Below are 21,699 nucleotides of genomic sequence, written 5' to 3'. Positions count from 1 at the left end.
TTTCATCGTGGTTTTTCCTTTTTGATACCCTGCGATTACTCGTTCTCTCAAATCCTGTGAATACGCTTTTCCTGTTTGCATTTTCTCTCCATTTTACCTTGCTCTTGCTCATTTGAAAACCGCTATATATCGTGGCGATCGCTTTCCTAATTGGCAAGGTAATCTATTTGCGGGAGGTTTGGTATCTAGAGAAGTTATTCGCATCCAAATAGATGGTAATCAAACAGTGGTGCAAGAGAAGATTCCCATCGGTCAAAGGGTGCGTGATGTGCGACAGGGGAAAGATGGATTTATTTATATTCTCACTGACGAACAAGCGGGGCAACTCATCCGACTAGAACCAATGTAGTCATGGGATGTGGCACTCCGTGCCGTTTAACTTTACTGTAGCTGTTGAATCCGAAGCTTTTACAATCGCATACCTGCTTCTGGTCGTGAGCGTCAAACTGTTTATCGCGATCGCATCTTTAATCCTAATCATGAGAGTCATCTCATCGATAGGCGAAGCCGTAAACCCACATTTCTCGTAAAAAACCTTCGCATTCTCAGAAATAGCATGGACAAGGATAGCTCGTATTCCCACAATTTCACAGGCTTGTAGAGTTCTTATTCATTTTTGATCGCTCTATTATTTAACCAGTTATCTAGTTGACTATTGCCAGAGTCAAATCCCTTGATCTGGTGAGATAAATTGAGCTTTTCAGGCGATCGCAAATTATCTAAACTTATTCCCACGGAGATTTAGTTGTTAGTAACTTCTGTAACTTTTGATTTGGTTGAGGAACTCCATCCAATAATGCTATAAATTCCTGATGCTTCGATGAGTCATCATATCAGAAAGCCCAATCTAAAATAACATCTTGCGCCTTCTGATATGATGACTCAAGCATAAACTCAGAGGGCATTTTACCCTGTATTTCGGCAGCACGATCAATGATATTCCGTTTCTCTTATTTCACACGGATGTTAATCGTTACATCTCGATTTTGACTGGAAGAGGTGTTATCTATCAAGGTAGACATAGGGATTTACCTAAAATAGGAACTTCTTTACTCTAATATTTTGTATATACAATGTAATACATTGTCGAATTTTATGAAAAGCGATCGCCTCTTATAACCACAAATAGCGATCGCGATCGCACAGCGTTATTTTCTGATCAATAGTCTGGTTCATTCAATTACCTCTGATACGTCGCTATTCGGCATTTGTTTGATTGCTTCTAAGACTTGATTTTTAATCATCATTTTTTACCCACTTATTTAAAAAATACTATGCACAAAGAGAAACAACTGCTTTCTTTTCATCGATATTACCTAAATCAATGGGTTGCCTATTTTCAAATACACCAGTTTCAATAATTGCTTTGCATAACTTATCGATTACAGGAACTGAAACACTATTACCGATTAATTTCATCCATTTTGCTCTTGATTCTGGCAATTTAAAATCTTTAGGAAATCCCTGTATTAAACAAGCTTCACTTTTAGTAATCCTTCTAAATGCTTTAGGCTTATATATTTCTTGGATAAATTTATTTTTAAATTCCTCATGATTTGAGGCTTCTATAGTCTTTAAAGTTATGAAATCATTCGTGTCACTTGCCACCAAAGTTGGGAAAATATCCGAACTTGGTAAGAATATACGATTCACGCCAAATAATCCTGTGCTTATCTTAGTATTTTTAAAATCATAACGAACCTCATGACATTCAATAATTCTTTTTCCCCTAAGAGATTCAATAGTTTTTTCAATGGATATTTTCTCAGTTTTAAATATCCTTTGAGTATTTAAATTATCAATGATAATTTTGTGATCGTTTGCAAATGAAAGTAGTATTTCCTCTTCTTTTGTGAGATTGCTAGTACTATAGTCTTTTATAGTGAAACTGTACTCTTCGGACTTTAAGATTTCTAATTGAATTAGTTGATTAATTTCATCTTGATTAATGGATGAATCTAGATCCTGAAAATGTTCTAATGACAATGGATTCCCATCAAGTTCTCCATAGGCACTTTTACGTCTATTTTTAAGCAATAACAAACAAATATCTTTTTGACGCTGAGTGGTGTCAATAATATCCCATGAATGGATTGTTGTGTGACCATTTCTAAGATCATTAAATAAAAAATAGTCATTAAATCCATTTGTGTTTGAAAGACTCATTGTTTTTGATTCAACAACATTTCCAAATAAGTCCATTTGGATAGTTCTTTTGTCTGCTGAATTTTTTGTTTCAACGCCTAGTATGTCGCCAAGCTTTAGCTTCTTGTCAATACATTTAGGTAGCATAAATCTTTGAAAGTACTTCTTTTCTTTAAAGCCAATTATGTATATGCGAATTCTATTTTGAGGTACACCATAATCAAATGAGTTAATCACAAAGTAATTAGCGTAATATCCTGATTTTTGAATTCTTTCTAAAATGTATGATAAAGCTTTTTTATTGCGAGGATCAACTAAGCCTTTCACATTTTCAAAAATAAAGGCTTTTGGCTGAGATTGTTGAAGTAGATAAATCGTGTCATTCCATAATTGTCCTCTATCATCATCAAAACCTAAATTTTTACCCGCAATAGACCAACTTTGACAAGGAACTCCAGCAGTTAATAAGTCGTGCTCAGGTAGCTCTTTGATTTTAGTAATATCTCCTAAGTTGTAACTCGATTCAACTTGAAAGTTGTCACAATATGTGTTTATTGCATCTTTATCTATTTCACTAAATCCAAGGCAATTACCACCATTATTACTTAATGCCATTTTAAAGCCGCCAATTCCAGCAAAAAGATCAATAAAGGTAAATTTAGCGTTATTCATTTGATATCTCCTCTTACATTTTTCTACTTCAACAAATACTCGTCAAAATCTGGAGGTGGTTGTATTCCTAAGAATTCACGATAGATGCGTTCTCTGTAATCTTTCCCTAATGAATTGACTTCCTGAATAAAATTGTTGTAAGTGCCTTCACCTCCAATCAGATCCCAAAATTCATCGCCTATCAATACAGATTCATCTTTGTGCATATTGAACCATCGCATAGGAAAGTCCCATTTATAGTTTTCTTTTTGACCGTAAGGGTTGTATGGCAAGGCAAAGTATGCGTAATCAACTAACTTGGGTTCCATTGCCAGAAGTTTAAATAGCTTCTCTTTGCTTACTTTTGTTTGATCACTATTTGGTAATGGAGCTTTAAGCTCAAAGGCATACCGCTTTCCATTTTCTTCATTCTGGATAAAAATATCACAAACTACGCTTACTGGAATCGGATTACCACCACCTTCCTGAATATAGTGTAATTCTTCAATCCAATTAGGTTTGACTTTGTTTGTTCCTTTGCTATGTTCTAATTTATTTAATACTTCTTGAATTCTTCTCAGACTCTCTTGCCCAACTGTACCACTAATTGTATGCCCCATTTGGCAATTGCCATAAGCTTCTAGGGCAACAACTTGAGCTAACTTTTCCCATACAAGACCAAATGGAGTTACAAATCTTCTCTCAAAATGTGAACCTTTAAAAATTTCGTCAGGCACTAATGCTGCATAAAGTGGTTTGTTTGCTCGATGATTTTCTTTGATAAAAGGGTCTGTAATTAGAACACGATCCATTACTCGATCCATCATTTTAGATATGACATCCTTTATAGCTTGAGCAATTCTCTGTTGTTTATCCATGCAAATATCAATAGTTTTCTAAATACTCATACCAAAATGTAAGTTTTTGCCGATCGCCTCTTATAACCACAAATTGCGATCGCGATCGCAAAGCGTTATTTTTTGTTAAGTTTATACAATAGTCTGTATCATCAGTTTAAGCGATGCGATGGCATAATAGGCTTAAGCGACCCAAGGATTTATCAGTGAAGAATTAAAGATATATGTCTAAAATACCGATCCTCCAAGCTGATCAATCATATACTTTTCGCTCCTACTTCGAGATGTCCTACGGTGCGGACGAAATTCTGGCTGAATTTGGATATACATTTGCTAGCGATCGCATTCCATTACCGAAAACAAAAGAAACCCTAAACTGGGTTCCCGAATTACGCGATCGTATCGAATCCTTCTTACCCCATATCCGACTTACCAGCGAAACTGCTCGGCGTGAAACGCTCGTTGCTCCTTTATTACTTGCGGTTACAGTCCATTGCAATTGTCAATTAAGAATTGAATATCCATTAAACGTAAATAATTGGCTAAAAGGTTATCTGGATTATCTTGTACGTTCTACTCATAATTTATTGGTTGTAGAGGCGAAGAATGATGACCTTACCAAAGGATTTACCCAACTAGCAGTAGAATTAATTGCTTTCGCTGAAGCTGAGGGGCAGAACGAACTTTATGGAGCCGTGACGATTGGGAATGTTTGGCAGTTTGGATACTTAGATGTGCAATCAAAAAAGATAATACAGATTGCTTCGCTGTATCGAATTCCTGAAGATATTGAAGAATTAGCTCAAATTTTGGTTGGTATTATAAATCAATAGATGCGATCGCTATTCGGCATTTGTTGGATTGCTTCTAAAATTTGAGTTTTAATCATAGTTTTTTGAATTATCTAGGGTGAAAAATCGCCTCTTCTAACCACAAATTAAGATCGCGATCGCACAGCGTTGTTTTTTGCTTAGTCTGAGTCATGCGTTTAGGAGATTCGATAGAGAATTTACAAAATTTATTTATGATTTACTGGAATATCGCGATCGCATCTTTAATTCTAATCATGAGAGTCATCTCATCGATAGGCGAAGCCGTAAACCCACATTTCTCGTAAAAAACCTTCGCATTCTCAGAAATAGCATGGACAAGGATAGCTCGTATTCCCGCAATTTCAGAGGCTTGTAGAGTTCTTAAAATCGCGTCCCTTAGTAAGGCACGTCCTAGCCCTTTTCCCTGCCAACTGCGATCAATAGCTAACCTTCCGAGCACCATTACAGGAATCGGATCGGGCATATTCCGCCGCACCTTACCCGTAGCGACAGATTGAACCACTGAGCCATTAGCAAGGCAGTAGAAACCAATCACAACATTATCAGCACAAAGAACATAGGTGCGCGAAGCACCCTCCATTTCATTTTTAATTGCTCTGTTCTTTAACCAGTCATCTAGTTGACTATTGCCAGAGTCAAACCCCTTGATCTGGTGAGATGAATTAAGCTTTTCAGGCGATCGCAAATTATCTAAACTTATTCCCACGGAGATTTAGTTGTTAGTAACTTCTGTAGCTTTTGATTTGGTTGAGGAACTCCATCCAATAATGCTGTAAATTCCTGATACTTCGATGAGTCTAAATCAAAGAAAGCCCAATCTAAAAGAACATCTTGCGCCTTCTGATATGCTGACTCAAGCATAAACTCAGAGCGTGTTTTACCCTGTACTTCGGCAGCACGATCAATGATATTCCGTTTCTCTTGCTTGACACGGATGTTAATCGTTACATCGCGATTTTGGCTAGAAGTGGTGTTATCTATCAAGGTAGACATAGGAATTTACCTAAAATATGAATTTCTTTATCCTAAGATTTTGTATACACAATGTCAACACATCATCGAATTTCATGAAAAGCGATCGCCTCTTCTAAACACAAATTAAGACCGCGATCGCACAGAGTTGTTTTTTGAGCAATAGTCTGGGGTATAGGTTTAGCATCATGAATTCTCTATGAGCTTTTCCAGTTTTGGCAAAATTGGCGATAAATTTCTGTGAATTGTTTGCCAAACAATAGAAAGATTTACTTGAAATATTCATGTGCCATTACGTTTCGCATATCACTCATTTTGCGCCAAGGAATTGTGGGATCGGGTGATTGGATTTCATCAGGTATGTTTGCGGATGCTTCACCAATAATCACGAAGTTGTAAAGCACAGATTGGACAACCATCTTGTTCTTGCTAAATTCTTCAAAGGTCATCTCCTGTGTGAATTGCTCGATATCTTGGACGGCTTGCAAAATATCTGTGATTCTTGATTTCCAATCTCTAGAGGGCATGGATCACATCCTTGAGTACTGGTTCTCTTAAATGTTCTTTTAATGATTCTTCCATTCCTAAATCAATTTTACAATGAAATACATTTTCAAGAAAATACTGTACTTCAAATAGTTCAAAGAATGAGGGATCGCTAACAAATTCAACCAGAAAATCAATATCACTATCGGGTCTTGCCTCGTCTCTTGCGACAGAGCCAAATAGTCGCAAAGATTTTACGCCGAGTCTTTTTAGTTCATGGCGATGCATGGAGAGCGTTTTCATAACGTCTGCACGAGCGAGTGATTTAATTTTTTGTTCAATAGGTTGAGTCATAGGTTTAGAGGATCGCTATTTGGCATTTGTTTGATTGCTTCTAAAATTTGATTTTTAATCATTGTTTTATACCTGATTATCTACTGTGTAAAATTGGTGCGACCATTAGGATTTACTCTATTGGAAAGCTAGGAATGATGCGATCAATTTCTTGCATTATTTCCATTGTTTCTTTAAGGGCAACGACAACTTTTTGATAATGGAGAATATCATCAAAGGATAAACTGCGCTTAGCTTTTTTGCGATCCTTTAGCCATTTATCAAGAACTTGATAACCACCAATTTTAAATTCCCATACTTCTTGTTCAATTCTTTCAAAATATTGCTCTTTGTTGATATAAACCCTCTTTTCTATAGCTTTATAGGTCACTTCGGTGACGGCGTTATCACCTTTGCCACCCATTTTTGTGATTAATTTATTCAATTTTTTGGATTTCATCAGGTGCAAATCAACTAACGCTTGACCTTGTTCGCTAAGGTTTTGAAATAGTTGTTTGTTGCTAGTAATGGGTACACGGGGAAAGTCAATTTTTAGGAATTCGGCATAGCGCGATCGATAGGTTGGGCTATGAAAAATTGCGTAAATATAGTAAAAAATTTCTTCAGGTCTAGGGATATAACCAAGTTTAGACTCGAGTAAAGCCAGAAAATCTAGTGATAAATTAGTGGGTGGCTCCTCTAATAAACTGCCTTGTTGACGGTCTAAATCTGGATGAAGATAAAGAGGGAATATGTTGGCATTATCGGCAGAAGAAACAATACTTTTATCAGCTATTAAATCGGTTACAAAAAATTGACTATTAATATTTTCTCTAGTCCGTCTAATTGTAATTAATCCAAGATTAGGCAACTGAAATTGTTGATTAAGATTAGTTCTTGCTCTTTCCAATATGTGAGAACAGTATAAAATCGCTCGCCGATCAAATGGTCGATATTGCGCCATTTTCCAATCTTTATCGACAATTTTGCCAACCCATCGTTTCATCTTCAATAAAGATTTATCGGTATTGATTAGTTTACTATTTTCAAGCTCAGTATTAATTTTCTGTTTTAAGTCACTAACTGAAAAGTCATACAAAAACTCATCATCACCGCTAGTAATTCCCATTGACTGAAAACCAAAAATGTTTGTAAGTTGCCATCCTTTCTCATATTCTTCTCGAAATTTTTCGCTTTGAGGAATAAAAAGATAAAATGGTGAATTGGGGAAAATCTCTTCCCATTCAACTGTATTTACATCATTCTTTAAAAGATACCCATACTTACTTTCCCGTGAGCCCCATAGATGCGCGTGATAAATTTTAGCCATTTTAAATATTCCTAAATTACTACTACATCACCTTTTACAAATGTTGCCATGCTTCATCCTCTTCTGGCGTTAACCAATCTTCTGCTAAAGCTGACTCACTCAACAAACTAATTTCCAACTCCTCTGTTTGAATTCTTTTTGATTCAATAAACATCAAAAAATCTAAAACCTCTTGAAGTGTAATCTCAGAAGCTTTTTCAATCCTTTCTAATAATCTCTCTTTAATATGTATAGCCATAATTACTCACTTGTTTATTTCTCCTTGGGATATTTAACCATAATAGCAACAGCCACACCTTGCTGAATATCAAACACATTTTTATCTGGCGAACCATCGGGCGCGACTTCCTTTTTCTTACTATTACCATGCAAATCCATGATGTAAATCTCATCAAATGTCTGATCTAAACTTTGGCGCATTCCCCGAAATGTGGGATTATCCAAATAGCCATGATTGGTAATAAAAGCTAAAATTCCTGAACCAGTGCGATCGATTCGCCATTGCCCAAACCTGATGAATTTCACATAGTCATCCTGTAAACCTTTAGGATTTCGCTCATCCAATGGCAACCCATCAACCTGATAATAGTCGCGTATCAATCCACTAATCCAATCTCCCGTATTTGTTGATTGATAGGAATAGGGAGGATTACCCACAATCACCATCACAGGCGTATCTCGCTTAATGACTGAAGCCTCATTTGCTTCCTGTGCGACAAATTGACCAAAGAGAATTTCTGACTTCTTCAAAGCCTCGTCCAAAGTATTTGTGAGATAAATTCCCAAACGCTGCTTCCCTTTAAACTTATAGCCAAGTTCTTGAAGTTGCAAACCAAGTTTTAAATGGGCGATCGCATAGGGAGCCATCAATAATTCAAAGCCAAACAAGCGATCCAACAAATTTTCACTGACATAGCTATCCCACTGATTCCCCATCCCCATCTCTTCTAGATTGCGATAAATCTGCTTTACCACCTCATACAAAAAAGTCCCCGTCCCCGTTGCAGGATCGAGAATCTGTACTCTCGGCTTATTTGTCACAGGATCTCGCGTATTATCCGCCAGCCCCAAAGGTAAATCAAACTTCTCCTTGAGAATGGCATCAAGCGATCGCACTATAAACGAAACTACTGGCTCAGGCGTGTAATAAACACCACGACTCTTTCGTAAGGCGGCATTAAAAGCAGCTAGAAACGTCTCATAGAAATGGACAACGGGATCTTCCTGACGAGTGCGCCGCCCAAAATCCTCAAGAATGCTACCCATATCTACTTGAGAAAGCAGCAGCACTAGATCATCGATCGCCCAATCAATTTTACTAACCGCATCCGTCTCCACAATCGTATTAAACAACCGCTTCAGAAATGGATTAGTCGCAGGAATATAAGTCCCAGCCGTGCGTCTTGTAAACGTCTCGCCACCTGAATTTTGAGCATGACCGACTCGTGCCGCAAATAGTCCATAGGATATAGTCTGAGCATACATATCTGCAAAATCAGGATCGCTCAAATCAGGAAGCAACACCTCACTAAAGCCCTGTTTCAGTTGATGTAACTCACCCTTATTATCTTCTCCATCAAGAGCCGTTGTTGTCGCTAATCTGATCGCTTTAGTCAATCGTGCCATCTGTCGGGCTAAATCTTCGGGCTTACTGATTATCTCGCCCGAATAGTTGAGAAATTGATCGAGTAAAGCTGCAATTTTGTCAGCATTCTTAATTTGAAGTTTGCCATCCCCAGAATTTGTTGAAAGATCTGCAAGAACCTCAGTTTGTCTACATTTCCCCTCGACATACCAGCGAAATTCTAAATAATTGGTTAGTACCAAGTTGGGAAAAGCTTCTAAGTAGCGTTGCAACTGTTCAGTTTTCTCAATCTGCTTTAAATCGATTCCAACATCTTTTGCTTCAATATAGCCAACCAACAACTCCCGCCGCTTTACCGTAAAATCAGGAATCCCTGCTTTATTCCCTTTTTCTTCAATTACTGCATCAATTCCATGCAAAGGATCGTCAATCAAATTCTTTAAAGCAGGATAATGACTGCGTTCACTGCCCTTTTGCAGATTTTTCTGAATCGATTTGAGATAAGTATCAAAAGGCAATGACATTATTTTTTATTGTCTGAGTCATAGGTTTAGGCGATGCGATACAGCACTTATAAAGTATATCCCAAAAAGCAAGGGGCTTCAGCCCCTTGCCTAACTTTAATTACTCGATACCATCAAGCGGCGCAAAGCCTTGACGTTGAGTATTTTCGGTGATTGACCTTGGCTCTAGGAACTGCAATAGATAATCGCGTCCGCCAGCTTTGGAACCGATACCGCTTAGCTTGAAACCGCCGAAGGGATGGCGATCTACCAAAGCGCCTGTGATGCCGCGATTGATGTAGAGATTGCCCACTTCAAACTCGCGATAGGCGCGTTCGATATGGGAAGGTGTGCGCGAATATAAGCCGCCAGTAAGAGCGAAGTCAGTACCATTAGCGATCGCTAATGCCTCATCAAAACTATTCGCCTTGATTACTGCCAATACGGGACCAAAAATCTCCTCTTGAGCGATCGCACTTTCAGAATCGACATCGCCAAAAATAGTCGGACTGACATAGAAGCCATGATTGGGAACTTCGCCTTCATAGGCTAATTTCGCGGTTTCCTTACCTTTAGCGATGTAGTTCTGGATATTGCGTTGAGCAGCAGCATCAATCACAGCGCTTAGTTTAGTGTCTGGAAGGTGAGCTTCACCGACAATTAGGGAACGGGTGGCTTCTACTAATCTCTCCATGAAGTTGTCGTAGACAGGAGCCAACACGATCGCTCTGGAACAAGCGGAACATTTCTGACCTGCGAAACCGAAGGCGGAATTCATTACGCCGACTACGGCTTGATCGAGGTCGGCGCTTTCATCGATGATGATGCCATTTTTGCCACCCATTTCCGCGATCACGCGCTTCATGTGCTTCTGCTTAGGGCGCAAAATGGAGGCTTCAGTGACGATTTGACAGCCGACTTGTTGGGAGCCTGTGAAGGCGATCAGATGCACATCGGGATGTTTGACTAAATGGGAACCAACGGTGGAACCTTTGGCAGGAAGATAGGTAAATACGCCTGTGGGTAATCCTGCGGCTTTGAGAACTTCAGCAATTTTTGCGCCAATTACAGAGGATTGTTCGGCAGGTTTAAGGATCACGGTATTACCTGCGGCGATCGCAGCCACACTCATACCCAAGGCGATCGCAAAGGGAAAGTTCCAAGGCGAAATCACGACTACCACGCCGCGAGGTTGATAGATGTAAGTATTGTCTTCCCCAGGGAGATTGCGCTGTACGCCCGATTCAAGGCGTTCCATTTCTTTGGCATAGTAGCGACAGAAATCGATCGCTTCGGAAACTTCGCCATCACCTTCGCGGATCGGTTTAGCAACTTCATAACAAATCCACGCGATTAGTTCTTCGCGCTTCTCTTCCATGATGTCGGCAGCTTTACGGAGAATGTCACCCCGTTCTTTAGCGCTGAGTTTCTTCCATGAGGTAAAGGCGGATTTTGCAGATTTAACTGCTGCTTCGGCTTGGTCGATGCTGGCTAGACCGATTTTGCCGACTACTTGCGATGAGTTAGCAGGATTGACGGATTCGACATAGGTTTCTGTTTCTACAGCTTGACCGTTAATAATTGGTAAATAGGTTTTGCCAAGTTGATTGCGAACTTTTTCTAAGGCAGTTTGGGCTGCTTCCCGTTCTTGATCAATCGCATAGTCGCGATCGCTAGAATTTACGAAACCGTCAAAAATATTCAGAGCAGGAGCGCCATTATAATTTTGATCTCGTTCTGTCTTCACGGGCGCGGCAATCAATTTGCTGACATCAACACCTTCACCACTAATTCTTAAAAAGGAACTATTGGCAGTATTTTCCAGCAAGCGGCGAATCAAGTAAGACATTCCAGGAATCAAATCACCGAAGGGGCAATACACGCGCACTCGATAACCCATATCCGCGATCGCCTTAGCAAATTTGTCACCCATGCCATAGAGACATTGGGCTTCAAAGGCACGACTAGGGATATTTAAGGTTTGGACAATAGCGATCGCCTTGGCTAAAGATCTGGCATTATGGCTACCGATCGCCGCATAGAGATATTGATGATTTTCTAAGAGAATCTGAATCAAGCGCTCGTAATTGGCATCAGTGGAAACTTTATCGGAGAATACAGGAATAGCCCAGCCCTGTTGATAGGAACGAATAGTCTCCCGATCCCAGTAGGCTCCTTTGACTAGGCGCACAGTCACAGGCTTACCGCGTTGCTTAGCCCATTCGACTAGTTCTAATAAATCCTGTTCACTATCGCGCAAATAGCCTTGCAGCGTAATTCCCACATCCGTGCGATCGCAGAATTCTGGCTCCATTAAGACTTGTTTGAGAATTTGCAATGTGAGAGATTTGAATTCATACTGCTCCATATCAAAATGGATACCACAGCCTAAAGTTTGCGCTTTACGCAATAAAATTCTCGCTGGTTCGCTGACTTTCTCTGTGGTTTTGACAGGATCGAGGGGATCGAATTGGGAATAGAATGCACTCAATTTTACGGAAACCTGAACCCGTTTTAATTGCTCACTGTCAGCTTTATCAATCTGATCAATCAAGCCCCAATTCTTTGCTTTATTAGACAAATCCTCCATCATCGCAATGTAGCGATTGAGATATTCACCTGCTTCTAGTTCGCTAATCACTGCCTCACCGAGCAAATCCATCGTAAAAGCAAAGCGATCGCGCCTTAGTTTCTCAATTGATTTTGTGGCTTCATTCAAATTTTCACCGCAAATATAGCGCTTAGCCAGAGTCCCCACGGCTGTCGATAGGGTTGTTGCGGCAGCCGTAGCTGTAATCGAATTAGGATTGTCGGTACTGAAATTCAACAAGGCACGCAGCGCAGGAACTTCTACGGCATCACTGGCGAGATATTCCTGCATATGTCGCGCAATCTCGGCTTTGCTCTGCAATGCTGGCAAGCAGTCGATCAATCGGAATAACTGCACTCGTAAGCCTTCATTTTCCATCGTCCAAGCCATGAGCTTGTCATCAAGGCGCAATTCATCCTTAATCTGCGATAATTTTGACCAAAAGGAACCTTTTTCATTGCCACTTAAAATCTTCTTGGCGATTTCCTGTGTCTTCGCTTCATACTTAGAGATATCTAGAGAAGTATCAAAACTTCTACCTACTTGCTTCGTTTGGCTAGCCACGACTTTTTATCCATAATCCTTGCAATCAATTAGTATAGCTAGCAACCATCCTGAACTTATTTTAAGCTTTTTTAGTTAAAGTCAGAAACTTAGAGGTATTGATTCGCTCTCTACAAGGGTTAGCAACGATCGCGATAGTTTAAAAGTTAAGTTGAATTGTAGAGAAGCCATGACAAAAATTGGTGTGTAATGCCGATCGCAGATTTGCTTGTGAAAACTGCGTAGCCTTGTAATTATTTAAGAAATTAATCATAATTGGTTTAGTCAGATAATATTTACCTTTATGACCGATCCTTTAGCCGAAAAACTTGGTATTAACGTTCAAGGTGGAACGGTAAATGTTCAAAACCTCAACATTGGTATTGCGGCAAGACTTGAACAGTCGGGTGATCGCGTTAGGATTTTGGTGGTAGCAGCTAATCCGTTAGGATCGTCGCCTCTGAAGTTAGACCATGAGGTAAAAACCATCCAAGAGGCATTAAGGCGATCGCGCAAACGTGATAATTTCGTGGTGGAATATCGTCTGGCGGCTACCCCTTCAGAATTGCGGCGTGCTTTGTTGGATTTGGAACCCCATGTTTTGCATTTTAGTGGTCACGGTTCGGGAGAGCAGGGTTTGCTATTTGTGAGTGATGAGTCGGCGGGGGCGATCTATCGTTCTAATAGTGGTGAGGTGAGATCGCGTTCGACTAATTCTAATGAAATTAAATTTGTTCCCGCGCAACCACTGGCAAATTTGTTGCAACTTTGCGATGAACATCTGGAATGTGTGGTGTTGAATGCTTGTTATTCAGATGTACAGGGTGATGCGATATCAGCAAATATTTCCTTTGCGATTGGAATGCGTGATGTGGTTGAGGATAATGTGGCGATTAAGTTTTCGCAGGGGTTTTATGATGCGATCGGGGCGGGGAAAGGTTATGAAAGTGCTTTTAAATGGGGAAAGGCGGCGATCGAGTTCGATCTCGCTAATGATGAAGCAACCAAGATTCTCATTTTAAGAAAGAGAGGAGAAATTATTGAACATGCAGTAATCAATGAACAAGCAACTATAAAAAAAAAATTAAATAAAATTTTTATAGTTGTAATTATTGTAGTTGTAGTTTTGATTGTATTTTTAGCGGCTGCCTTTGTTATGCCTGCTCAGCCTAAGTCTGCTCCTATTATTATTACACCCGAAGAATACTTTAAAAAAGCAGAGTCTGCCCTCAACAAAGGGAACAGGCAAGGAGCGATCGCTGACTACAACGAAGCCATCCGCCTCAATCCTAATTTAGTTCTTGCTTATGCTAAACGTGGTTTAGCCTTCAAACTTCTTAACGAAAAAGATAGTGCTGATAGAGATTTTAAAACAGCAATTAATTTGCAAGTTAAGACGGCTGAAGATTATCGCGGTAGAGGTATTGCGAAGTATGGATTAGAAGACAAACAAGGAGCGATTGCCGACTACAACGAAACTATCCGCCTCAATCCTAAAAACGCTGATGCTTACCTTTTGCGCGGGGCAGTTAAATATGAATTAGGAGATAAACAAGGAGCGATCGCCGACTACAACGAAGCCATCCGCATCAATCCTAAAAAAGCTGATGCTTACACTGGTCGTGGGAATGCAAAGGATGACTTAGGAGACAAACAAGGAGCAATTGCCGACTACAACGAAGCTATCCGTCTCAATCCTAATTATGTTAATGCTTATTTCAATAGAGGGATTACGAAGTATAGCTTAGGAGACAAACAAGGAGCGATCGCCGACTACAACGAAACTATCCGACTCAAGCCTGATTATGCTGATGCTTATTTCAATAGAGGGATTACGAAGTATAGCTTAGGAGACAAACAGGGCGAGATCGCCGACTACAACGAAGCCATTCGCCTCAATCCAAAAAATGCTAATGCTTATTACGGTCGCGGGAATGCGAAGGTTGAATTAGGAGACAAACAAGGAGCGATCACCGACTACAACGAAGCCATCCGCATCAAGCCTGATTTTGCTTTTGCTTACAACAATCGCGGGAATGTGAAGTCTGCACTAGGAGACAAACAAGGAGCGATCGCCGATTATCAAGAATCAGCACGGCTTTATCAACAGCAAGGCAAGACCGCAGATTATGAAGATGCTCAAAATCAGATTAAGAAACTAGGAGGCTAATTGAAAGGAAAAAGGAAAAAAATTTGAAATAGTAAGCAAATTAGAGAAAAGTTTAAAATAGCTGTCAAATTAGCGAATATTAAATAGCTAAGAAAACTTAAAAAGCGCAGGTTAAGATCCCCGACTTTTTTTGTGAATTTGTAAATTGTCCTTGCTTGCTGAGAAAAAGTCGGGGATCTATGCATTTACAGGTTTCTTTTGATGACCGACATAGGAGGTTAACCCATACAAATTACTATTGAAACACCCGATGAACTCAGCATGTGAAACTATTTCTTCTTGCTAAACCAAAGCTCCAAATCCGCAAGACTCTGAAAATCCAAAATCGCTTCAGCAAGACTCTCTAAGCGAGGGATATGTAATCGCGTAATTCTAGTATGCAGCTTTGGCGGCAAAGTTCCAAACTTGTGGGTTAGCAATCTTAAAACAATCGCAACTAAACCTTCCTTGCGACCTTCCTTGCGACCCTCTTGGCGACCTTCTTGACGACCTTCTTGGCGACCTTCTTGGCGACCTTCTTGGCGACCTTCACGAAGAATTGCTTGATATGTCACTGACTCGCGCATGATATCTCTCCTCAAAATTTGCTTAATGATATTTTCTTCTAAAACCAGACCAGCCAAAACAAAAGTTGCGGCTCCAATAGTTTGACGTGTTTTTTGCTCAGGGATTTCATCAATTTTTTGAGCAATATCTTGTAATAAGCGCTCTTTATTACCCGCATTTACAAGTATAGCAAAGGGTAACATACCCGTAAATTCTAAAAAATTAGCAAGGGGTTGTTCCCATAGCCTGATCACTTCAAATGCGTGGTGAGTTGTGCTTTCCTCAAACTTGTCTTGAAAAACCACATCTGAACTTGTTTCCTTCAGGTAAATTACAACTTGACGCATCTTTTTATCAGGAAAGCGCCTTTTGCCACGCACCCAATAGTCCAACATTCTAAACGGAATTTGTGGATCGGCTTTGGTTTGAAATTCTAAATGTAGTAGTAATCCTTCCGCTTCTAGCAAGATCAAACTATCGGCACGAATTGGCTCAACCGCTAACTCTTGTGGTTGGACTTGGGCAAGTGGGATTGGCTCACCGAAAAGCCATGAGGCAATGTCGGCAGAATAAGTTTCAGCAAGAAATTTACAAATATTATCAAACATCACCAAATATTAGCATTGCAATAAAGCAAGTTTGAGAAGCTAGCGATCGCCCCTATTCTCAATTAGACTAAATACGAACACCAATCGCTCCAACTTCCTGCATAGAGTCTGCCTGTCTCAATTCCCGCAAGCTTCAGTGATAGAAGATTCACGCAAGCTGTCACACCTGAACCGCAATAGACGATCGCTTCTTGAGCATTTTTCACGTCCTGCCAGCGATCGCTTTGATTCTCAATTACAAAACCTTGCTCATTGGTAACTTCCATCCAAGGATAATTGACTGCACCTTCGATATGACCAGCGATGGGATCGATCGGTTCGCGCTCACCCCGATAGCGATCGCCTTCTCGCGAATCAATTAAAACTACTTCTGGTAAATCTTTTCTTGCTTTGACTGTTTCGATATCAACAACCCATTCAGTTTGTAATTTGGGGGTAAACTTCCCAACTCTTTGTTGAGGAATCTCTGAGCTAACGGAATAGTTTAGGGATTGCCATCCTGCAAAGCCTCCATCTAAAACTGCTACTTGCTCATGTCCCATATATCGCAAAAGCCACCAAAGTCTTGAAGCAAAAGCAAATCGTGAGTCATCATAGACAACCACCATAGTTTCGCTTGAATTTACACCTATTTGCGAAAGCTTTTTGGCAAGTTTGTCAAAATCGGGCAGAGGATGTCTGCCACCATGTTTTTGAACAGGACTAGACAAGTCAAGATTAAGATCAAGATAATAAGCACCTTCGATGTGCTTCTCTTGATATTGTTTACGACCTAGTTCTATATCTATTAACGAAAACCGACAATCCACTACAACCACTTGGGGATCGTGAAGATTTTCGTGAAGCCATTTAGCAGAAACAATATGTAGATCATTCATAGTTTTAAGATAAGTATCTAATTCTCTGGTTTGAGATCGCGTTCCATTAGTCCTTCAACTGCTTGTTGTAAGGTAATTTCTCCTTGCAGTAACCGATAAACATAACGTGATACAGGTACGCTAATTTTTTCTCGATCGCTAATTTCGATTAACACATTCGCCGTATTTACACCTTCAGCCGTACCTTGCACATTTGTGATCGCCTCTTCGAGGCTTTTACCCTGCGTGATCGCATAGCCCACTTGATAATTACGACTGAGATTGCTATTGCAAGTTGCTAAGAGATCGCCTAAGCCAGACAAGCCCCAAAATGTTTCAGGTTGCGCCCCAAAGTAAACGCCAACCCGAATAATTTCAATCAGCGATCGCGTAATTAATGCAGATTTGGCATTTGTACCGAGGTTTAATCCATCACAAGCACCAACGGCGATCGCAATCACGTTTTTGAGCGTACCGCCCAACTCCACCCCGATGGGATCGGAATTTGTGTAGACCCTGAAATTTCTAGATGCAAAAATATTTTGAATAAATTGGGCGGCAGATGCATCGGTACTTGCCACCACCGTTGCCGCAGGTTGTCCCATCATAATTTCTTTAGAAAGATTTGGTCCTGATAACACTACAAGCGGATGATCGGGAATTAGCGATCGCCAAATTTGTGATGGGGTTTGTCTAGTAACTGGCTCCAGCCCCTTAGTGGCACTGACTAAAACCGCATGGGGCTGAAGTTTTGCTGTTTTTAATTTTTCGGCGATCGTTCTTACTCCTTTGATCGATACTGCGGAGACAATGGCATCACTATTACTAACCATTTCTGCTAAAGATAATTGACTTTGGCGAGACCAAATTTGCACATGATGTTGATTGGTTTGAACTAAAGTTGCGAGTGCCGATCCCCACGCACCAGAGCCAATGATCGTCACATTTTTTACGTCTGATTTCATGTTTTTGTTAGTTGATTGGATAGCAATTGCCATAGTGCTTCAACCCAAATAAGAAAGAATTTAAAACCGTGGCTTTGCCACGGTTTTAAATTCTTTCTTATTTGGGTTGCATCCGTCGAGATGAGTATTAAAGGATCGGCAACTTAATAAAGAAACCATTTTATGGCGGGCAGCAAAACCGCCCATCATAAAAGTCAAGCACTAGCAAAAACAAGACTAGCAGCCAAACTCCAGATCACGACGGTGATATAATAGCGTGCAGAAGCCTCTCAAGCACTAAAACCCTTGCTAGATAGATATTGATCGTCTTTAATTATCAATATCACATCAAGAGCTTTGATGGATGAGGGGTACTTTCGCTCATTTCTTGAGGAAGGCTAGCAACAATGATCGAAATGAATGTGGCTGGGATTGCTATTGATGCTGTGAGCCGTAATCCTATCGTCCTATTACGAGACACTTTAGAACGGAGAGCATTGCCAATCTGGATTGGTGAAGCTGAAGCTAAAGCAATCATTGGGGCGCTAGATGGCAGACCTCTAGAGCGCCCAATGACCCATGATCTCATGCTAAATTTCTTGGATGCGTGGGGCATAACAGTTGAGCGAATAGTCGTTCATGCACTTAAAAACAGTACTTTTTATGCTGTAATTACGGTTTCTCAGGGAGATATAAAAAAAGAAATAGATGCCCGTCCTAGTGATGCGATCGCGATCGCAGTGCGGGCAAAATGTCCAATCTGGGTGATGGAGGAGGTCATTCTCGAAGCCTCGATTCCTGTAGATCAGGATGCAGATGAAGCCGAAAGAAGAGCATTTCGTGAATTTTTGGCAAAGCTTACGCCCGAAGAATTAGTTAAAAAAAGTGGGCTTGAGAGCAATTAAAAAAGCCAATAAAAAACCTTGCAAAGCAAGGTTTTTTATTGGCTTTTGGTTTTAGTTATAGCAAATCCTAGAAGAATCGTTAGAGGCTAAGGCTCATAACAAGGGGCTTAATTTTTTCTCCTGATAGATGATTTAGGATTGCATTAATTACTCGAATTTCTATTAGACATTACATCTACGAGTCAACGTAACCTCACATCATTAGATCTGGTATTACTGGCTTGATTAGTCCCAAATAATCTTTCTGCGACTTCACCTTCCTTTCCTAGTACTTTAATTGGTTGATTGTTATAGCTAAGAGCTACCGACGATGCATTACCAGCGCGGATGGAAATTTGGCGATCGCCTGACCAAGATAACTTTTTACCTTCATTAAGTACACCCTCAAACTCGGTCTGCCCATCAACGGTAATCCTTAGCCAAGATTCACCTTGCATGACAATACCGACATTAACGGGCTTATTCCCCACAAATTCAAAATTACCATTGGCGATCGTAGTGCTATTGGGAGAGAGATTATCTGATACAAAACTGCTGTTTGCCCAAGCTGAGAGCATATTGTTGAGGTTTGGGTTTGTACTCCCAAAGTTATTTGCAGACTGCGGATTATTGAGAATATCTGTGGAAGTATCTGGTTTTTTGACTCCTATCGGTACAGTAAGCATTGGATTTGATGCAGTTGTTACCATTGCAACCGATGCTGTCTGACGCAAAACTTCTAAACCACCAGTTTGGGGTAACAAAACTTCTGTCGGTTCAATTGCCTTGTTTAGTTTCGCAGAACTTATTTGAGCAGCATCCCCAAAATTAGTTTGATTGTCATTAATCTTGTTAGCGTCAGGTGAGTTGAGGAATGTTGCTAACAAACTGACTGCTCCTGCGATCACACCAACATACAGTGCATACAGATGCAGGGGACGAAGTTCGGCGGCGGCACTACCAGCCCATTTTTGTTCAGGTAAAACAGGGTTTAAAGGAAAATCTTCTGAAAGATCTCCAACCCCTAAAGCATCACCATACTTACGGATAAATCCACGCACATAAACGGGTTCAGGTAATGAATCCATTTGACCATCTTCGATCGCTCGCAAATAGCGCTCAGAAATTAATGTAGTTGCAGTTAGATGTGGAATCGATAGCTCCTTATCTTCTCGAATTCGCTTAAATTGCGCTCCGATTTCTGCTAATTTCTCTGCTTGCTTCGAGGTTGTAATATTCACAATACTCACAGACATGTAGGAAGAGATTGGACTGACTGACTTCAAGTTGGCTTTCAGTCGAACTTGGACAACCACAAGTTCTATGTAGAGCGTCGTTGGCGATTTAATTAATCTGATGTAATTATATTACCTAACCTAAAGTAATATAACATTCTGCAAAGTTTTCACAGCAGATTATTGCACCTCTGAATTATATATCAAGGGCTATATTGCCTGTCGTTATTTGTCCTGATACAAAAACAATCTTTCAACAATCAGAAAAATAAAGCAATCCATAAGTAGCTCACGTTAATTAAAACCTAAAACCTAGAAAGCTGTCCCGCCCGCGTAGCGGGCGGGACAGCTTTCTAGTAGACTGCCAAAGGAAATTTGCGGGGTTATCGAAACGAGCTTTGCTCGTTTCGATAACCCCCAACTAGTCAAAGTTCTAGTGGCGGACTACTAGGTTTTAGGTCTAGCTACTTAATTGCTATAGCGACTATAAGGTTTGTTTCCCAGCCGAAAGCTGGGAAACAAACCCTTACCTCACAACCCATTTAGGATTGCTATAGCGCTCCTAAATGAGTTGTAAGATTTTGAGTGTTGTGAGAGTGTGCCCCTTCGGGGCGCACTCTCACAACCTATTTAGAATTGCTATATATATAACGGATTGCGCTCAAATCCAAACCAAGAAAATTGTTGAAAGTGTTGCTTTGCAAGTCTCAAAAATTTTCTTGTTATTTGTTTAACGTGAGTTCGATATAGCCATTTGCGTCGAACTGACGTTCGTTTAAGGGTAAAGGACTGTATGTCTATCTGCTTAATGTCTTGATCTCATGATCGCTCAATAGTCGATAAGCTCCTGATTCGAGCGGAGCTAGGTTGATCGAGCCGATCGCTACACGGTGTAAAGCTAAAACAGGATGCCCCAACTGCTCAGCAACGCGCCGAATTTGGCGATTACGACCTTCTGACAAAATTATCTGTAATTGAGTACGTGGGGTGGGATATTTATTCCGTTCAATTTGCAGAATCTTTACAGTTGCGGGGAGAGTGAGTTTGCCATCTAGCATAATTCCTGTTTGCCATTGTTGGATGAGCTGATGGCTGGGGATATCCTTGACCCAGACTTCATAGGTTTTGGCGACATGGTGGCGAGGATGCATTAGATAGTTTGCAAAATCTCCATCATTAGTCAAGATCAAAGCCCCACTACTGTTGTAGTCCAACCTTCCCACTGGATAAACCTGTTGATATTGTGGTGGCAGAAAGTCTAAAACCATCTTTCTCCCTTGGGGATCAGCGCAGGTACTGACTACACCTATGGGCTTATTTAGTAATAGATATAAAAACTCTGGGGCTTTAGTTTGGAGTAACTTGCCGTCAACTTCAATGCGATCGCGTTCAGGATCAGCTTTCGTTCCTAATTCAGTAATAGTTCTTCCATTTACCGCAACTCGTCCTGCCAAAATTATCTGTTCTGCTTCTCTTCGCGAAGCAATACCATGTCTAGACAGAATTTTTTGAAGGCGATCGCTCATAAACGAATAATAAGATGAAAGGCGGCACATCGTGCCGTCTTTCATCTTAAGAAAAATGCAAGTACTTATGCGGTTAACGCATTAAACTATTGCAATTATTA

At 40.3% G+C, this 21,699-nt stretch carries 19 protein-coding genes and 2 pseudogenes; 4 read left to right on the top strand and 17 right to left on the bottom strand.

What is annotated here, in order from left to right; translation table 11 throughout:
* Window positions 1-70: 70 nt before the first annotated feature.
* Window positions 71-349, top strand: a pseudogene (locus tag VB775_RS03480) (PQQ-dependent sugar dehydrogenase); the annotation flags it as partial.
* A gap of 257 nt (window positions 350-606) precedes the next feature.
* Here the strand turns inward: VB775_RS03480 and VB775_RS03475 are convergent.
* The 4 genes from VB775_RS03475 to VB775_RS03460 form a co-directional block, all read right to left on the bottom strand.
* The gene (locus VB775_RS03475) at window positions 607-735 is read right to left on the bottom strand and encodes a hypothetical protein (protein ID WP_281007160.1); all 129 of its coding nucleotides are present in this window, start codon (window positions 733-735) and stop codon (window positions 607-609) included.
* A 98-nt stretch (window positions 736-833) separates the two neighbouring features.
* Window positions 834-938 carry a DUF1778 domain-containing protein gene (locus VB775_RS26330; protein ID WP_407073007.1) on the bottom strand — a complete coding sequence of 35 codons (105 nt, stop codon included), beginning with the start codon at window positions 936-938 and terminating at the stop codon, window positions 834-836.
* 334 nt (window positions 939-1,272) lie between these two features.
* Entirely contained in the window at window positions 1,273-2,817 is a 1,545-nt protein-coding gene (locus tag VB775_RS03465; protein ID WP_281007161.1) for a DNA cytosine methyltransferase, read from the bottom strand.
* Window positions 2,818-2,840: 23 nt separating this feature from the next.
* Window positions 2,841-3,674 (bottom strand): TdeIII family type II restriction endonuclease, encoded by an 834-nt coding sequence (locus tag VB775_RS03460; RefSeq protein WP_281007162.1) that lies wholly within the window; start codon window positions 3,672-3,674, stop codon window positions 2,841-2,843.
* Between the two features lie 203 nt (window positions 3,675-3,877).
* On the opposite strand from VB775_RS03460, the gene VB775_RS03455 reads away from it, so the two are divergent.
* The gene (locus VB775_RS03455; protein WP_281007163.1) at window positions 3,878-4,486 is read left to right on the top strand and encodes a hypothetical protein; all 609 of its coding nucleotides are present in this window, start codon (window positions 3,878-3,880) and stop codon (window positions 4,484-4,486) included.
* A 196-nt stretch (window positions 4,487-4,682) separates the two neighbouring features.
* Here the strand turns inward: VB775_RS03455 and VB775_RS03450 are convergent, their stop codons facing one another.
* The 8 genes and pseudogenes from VB775_RS03450 to pruA all read right to left on the bottom strand — a co-directional run bounded on the left by VB775_RS03450 (window position 4,683) and on the right by pruA (window position 12,849).
* Window positions 4,683-5,192: a GNAT family N-acetyltransferase gene (locus tag VB775_RS03450; RefSeq protein ID WP_281007164.1), complete on the bottom strand. Its 510-nt coding sequence runs from the start codon at window positions 5,190-5,192 to the stop codon at window positions 4,683-4,685.
* Window positions 5,183-5,479: a DUF1778 domain-containing protein gene (locus VB775_RS03445; RefSeq protein WP_281007165.1), complete on the bottom strand. Its 297-nt coding sequence runs from the start codon at window positions 5,477-5,479 to the stop codon at window positions 5,183-5,185. Before VB775_RS03445 ends, VB775_RS03450 begins: the two co-directional genes overlap by 10 nt.
* Before the next feature lie 165 nt (window positions 5,480-5,644).
* A pseudogene (locus VB775_RS03440) lies at window positions 5,645-5,985 on the bottom strand (DUF86 domain-containing protein).
* Window positions 5,975-6,298: a nucleotidyltransferase family protein gene (locus tag VB775_RS03435; RefSeq protein WP_281007167.1), complete on the bottom strand. Its 324-nt coding sequence runs from the start codon at window positions 6,296-6,298 to the stop codon at window positions 5,975-5,977. Before VB775_RS03435 ends, VB775_RS03440 begins: the two are co-directional and overlap by 11 nt.
* 112 nt (window positions 6,299-6,410) lie before the next feature.
* Window positions 6,411-7,607: a type ISP restriction/modification enzyme gene (locus VB775_RS03430; RefSeq protein ID WP_281007168.1), complete on the bottom strand. Its 1,197-nt coding sequence runs from the start codon at window positions 7,605-7,607 to the stop codon at window positions 6,411-6,413.
* Between the two features lie 34 nt (window positions 7,608-7,641).
* Window positions 7,642-7,845 (bottom strand): DUF2281 domain-containing protein, encoded by a 204-nt coding sequence (locus tag VB775_RS03425; protein WP_281007169.1) that lies wholly within the window; start codon window positions 7,843-7,845, stop codon window positions 7,642-7,644.
* A 14-nt stretch (window positions 7,846-7,859) separates the two neighbouring features.
* Window positions 7,860-9,716 carry an N-6 DNA methylase gene (locus tag VB775_RS03420; protein ID WP_281007170.1) on the bottom strand — a complete coding sequence of 619 codons (1,857 nt, stop codon included), beginning with the start codon at window positions 9,714-9,716 and terminating at the stop codon, window positions 7,860-7,862.
* A gap of 100 nt (window positions 9,717-9,816) precedes the next feature.
* Complete coding sequence (gene pruA / locus VB775_RS03415; protein ID WP_281007171.1) at window positions 9,817-12,849, bottom strand: L-glutamate gamma-semialdehyde dehydrogenase; 3,033 nt, start codon at window positions 12,847-12,849, stop codon at window positions 9,817-9,819.
* Between the two features lie 283 nt (window positions 12,850-13,132).
* On the opposite strand from pruA, the gene VB775_RS03410 reads away from it, so the two are divergent.
* Window positions 13,133-14,998: a CHAT domain-containing tetratricopeptide repeat protein gene (locus VB775_RS03410; protein WP_323216636.1), complete on the top strand. Its 1,866-nt coding sequence runs from the start codon at window positions 13,133-13,135 to the stop codon at window positions 14,996-14,998.
* A 269-nt stretch (window positions 14,999-15,267) separates the two neighbouring features.
* On the opposite strand, the gene VB775_RS03405 is transcribed toward VB775_RS03410, so the two are convergent.
* The 3 genes from VB775_RS03405 to VB775_RS03395 form a co-directional block, all read right to left on the bottom strand.
* On the bottom strand, window positions 15,268-16,152 hold the full coding sequence (locus tag VB775_RS03405) for an Rpn family recombination-promoting nuclease/putative transposase (RefSeq protein ID WP_281007173.1): 885 nt from the start codon (window positions 16,150-16,152) through the stop codon (window positions 15,268-15,270).
* A 62-nt stretch (window positions 16,153-16,214) separates the two neighbouring features.
* Entirely contained in the window at window positions 16,215-17,030 is an 816-nt protein-coding gene (locus VB775_RS03400) for a sulfurtransferase (RefSeq protein ID WP_281007174.1), read from the bottom strand.
* Window positions 17,031-17,047: 17 nt separating this feature from the next.
* Entirely contained in the window at window positions 17,048-18,007 is a 960-nt protein-coding gene (locus tag VB775_RS03395) for an NAD(P)H-dependent glycerol-3-phosphate dehydrogenase (RefSeq protein ID WP_323216635.1), read from the bottom strand.
* Between the two features lie 353 nt (window positions 18,008-18,360).
* Between VB775_RS03395 and VB775_RS03390 the strand changes: the two genes are divergently transcribed.
* Window positions 18,361-18,858 (top strand): bifunctional nuclease family protein, encoded by a 498-nt coding sequence (locus VB775_RS03390; RefSeq protein WP_094533289.1) that lies wholly within the window; start codon window positions 18,361-18,363, stop codon window positions 18,856-18,858.
* Between the two features lie 182 nt (window positions 18,859-19,040).
* Here the strand turns inward: VB775_RS03390 and VB775_RS03385 are convergent, their stop codons facing one another.
* Complete coding sequence (locus VB775_RS03385; RefSeq protein WP_281007176.1) at window positions 19,041-20,153, bottom strand: helix-turn-helix domain-containing protein; 1,113 nt, start codon at window positions 20,151-20,153, stop codon at window positions 19,041-19,043.
* A 716-nt stretch (window positions 20,154-20,869) separates the two neighbouring features.
* Window positions 20,870-21,598, bottom strand: coding sequence for a pseudouridine synthase (locus VB775_RS03380; RefSeq protein ID WP_281009445.1), 729 nt, complete (start codon window positions 21,596-21,598; stop codon window positions 20,870-20,872).
* Between the last annotated feature and the right edge of the window lie 101 nt (window positions 21,599-21,699).

It is taken from the genome of Pseudanabaena sp. CCNP1317, assembly GCF_034931345.1.
In the GTDB taxonomy this organism is placed as follows: Bacteria; Cyanobacteriota; Cyanobacteriia; order Pseudanabaenales; family Pseudanabaenaceae; genus Pseudanabaena; species Pseudanabaena galeata.
The sequence above is the reverse complement of the archived record's forward strand: the minus strand, read 5'-3'. Positions and strand labels throughout refer to the sequence as shown.